This window comes from Geodermatophilus sp. DF01-2, assembly GCF_004571065.1.
GTDB lineage: Bacteria > Actinomycetota > Actinomycetes > Mycobacteriales > Geodermatophilaceae > Geodermatophilus.
The window spans coordinates 1-1,937 of record NZ_SPQN01000171.1 but is presented as its reverse complement, the minus strand read 5'-3'; the positions used below and the strand labels follow the sequence as shown (position 1 = coordinate 1,937).

The 1,937-nt window shown below is 77.7% G+C and carries 3 protein-coding genes; all 3 read left to right on the top strand.

What is annotated here, in order from left to right; translation table 11 throughout:
* On the top strand, nucleotides 1-659 hold a 659-nt coding region (locus E4P41_RS21615), incomplete at its 5' end, for a hypothetical protein (RefSeq protein ID WP_135143244.1).
* An 83-nt stretch (nucleotides 660-742) separates the two neighbouring features.
* Nucleotides 743-1,237, top strand: coding sequence for a dUTP diphosphatase (gene dut, locus E4P41_RS21610; RefSeq protein ID WP_135143243.1), 495 nt, complete (start codon nucleotides 743-745; stop codon nucleotides 1,235-1,237).
* 1 nt (nucleotide 1,238) lies between these two features.
* A partial coding sequence (locus E4P41_RS21605; protein ID WP_135143242.1) for a DUF3710 domain-containing protein occupies nucleotides 1,239-1,937 on the top strand: 699 nt, incomplete at its 3' end.

Genomic DNA, 1,937 nt, shown 5'->3' with positions numbered 1-1,937 from the left:
GATCTGTCGTCGCCGCGGTCGCGGCCGCGGGAGCCCGCGCGGGCGGCGGCGCCGCGGACGGCGGCGAATCGGGTCGCGCGCCCGGCGCCCTGCTGGGTGACCTCCTCACCACCGCGGTCCCTCGGCTGCCGATCCGCGACGCGCGGCAGCTGCGGACGGACCATCCCGGCGCCACGGACGACGAGATCGCCGACGCGCTCCTCGCGCGGGCGGTGCGGCTCACCTCGGGCATCGGCGCGGCGACCGGTGGCCTCTCGGCCGCCCACTGGCTCGCGCCCCCCTCGCTGCTGGCCGTTCCGCTGGAGATCGCTGCGGAGACGGTGCTCACCGCCGCCGTCGAGGTGGTCCTGCTCGGCGAGCTGCACGAACTGCACGGCCGGCCCGCCCCGGGTGACGCCCGCGCCCGGGCGCTGGCCTACCTGGCCAGCTGGTCGCAGGAGCGGGCGGTCGACGGAGCCGCCGTTCCGGGCCTGGGGGCCGTCCTGGGCTCGGCCGGGCTGCGCACGCTGCGCCGCCGGATGACCAGGCGGATGGCCCGCAGCATCCCGGGCGCCGCTCCCTTCCTGGTCGGCGCGGCCCTCGGCGGGCGGGCCAACCGGAAGGCGACCGAGGCGCTGGCTCGCCGAGTGCTGGCCGACCTGCGCCGGCCGTCCTCCTGAGGCGAGGACGCGGCCACCTTGCAAGAGCCCGCCGCGAGCTTGCGAGCGGTGGGGGGCAAGGGGGTCCTTATAGGGTCGCCGACGTGCCCGAGCCCGCCCGCCCCGCCGTCCCCGAGGTCGAGGTCCCGGTGCGGCTGACCTCCCTGGAGGACGCCGTCCCGGCCTATGCCCTCCCCGGTGACGCCGGCGCCGACCTGGCGATCGCGGAGGACCTCGAGCTCGCGCCGTTCCAGCGGGCCCTCGTCGGCACCGGCGTCGCGGTCGCCATCCCGGAGGGCTACGCCGGATTCGTCCACCCACGGTCGGGCCTGGCCCACCGGTTGGGGCTCTCCATGGTGAACGCCCCGGGCACGATCGACGCCGGCTACCGGGGGGAGATCAAGGTGAACCTGGTGAACCTCGACCCCACGGCGCCGCTCCGGCTGCGCCGCGGCGACCGCGTCGCGCAGCTGGTCGTGCAGCCGGTCGTGCAGGCCCGGTTCGTGCCGGTCGAGCAGCTGCCGGAGAGCGTGCGTGGGGCCGACGGCCACGGCTCGACCGGCGGGCACGCGAGCGTCCAGGCGAAGGGAACCGACTGACATGCCGTTCGGACGGCGACGCAACCGGATCGACCGCAGCCTGCGCGAGCGCGGGGTGCCACCGGAGCCGCAGCACAAGGTGCGGGACGTCGAGGAGACCGCCGGCCCGTGGGACGCCGCCGACGCCCCCGACGACGGCACCGCGCGCATCGACCTGGGCTCGCTGCGGCTGCCCGCGGTGCCCGGCACGGAGCTGCGGGTCGACGTCAACGCCCAGCAGAAGGTCATCGGCGCCACGCTGCGCTACGGCGACTCGCTGCTGCAGGTGTCGGCGTTCGCCGCGCCGCGGGCCGGCGGCATCTGGGACGACGTCCGGGCCGACCTCGCCCGCAGCGCCTCCGGGCAGGGCGGGTCGCTGAAGGAGGTCGAGGGGCCGTTCGGTCCCGAGCTGGCCGGCTTCGTGCGGGTCAGCCCGCCGGCGCAGCCCGGTCAGCCCGCCCCCGAGCCGGTGCGCCGCGCGGCCCGCTTCGTCGGCGTGGACGGCCCGCGCTGGTTCCTGCGCGGCATGATCAGCGGCTCCGCGGCGGAGAGCCCGGAGGCCGCCGTCGCGCTCGAGGAGGCGTTCCGGCAGATCGTCGTCGTCCGCGGGAGCGCAGCGATGCCGGTGCGCGAGCAGCTGCCGCTGACCCTTCCGCCCCAGGCGGCCGCGCAGGTCGCCGCCCAGCAGGCCGCCCGCCGGCCGGGCATGCGCCGCCCGGCC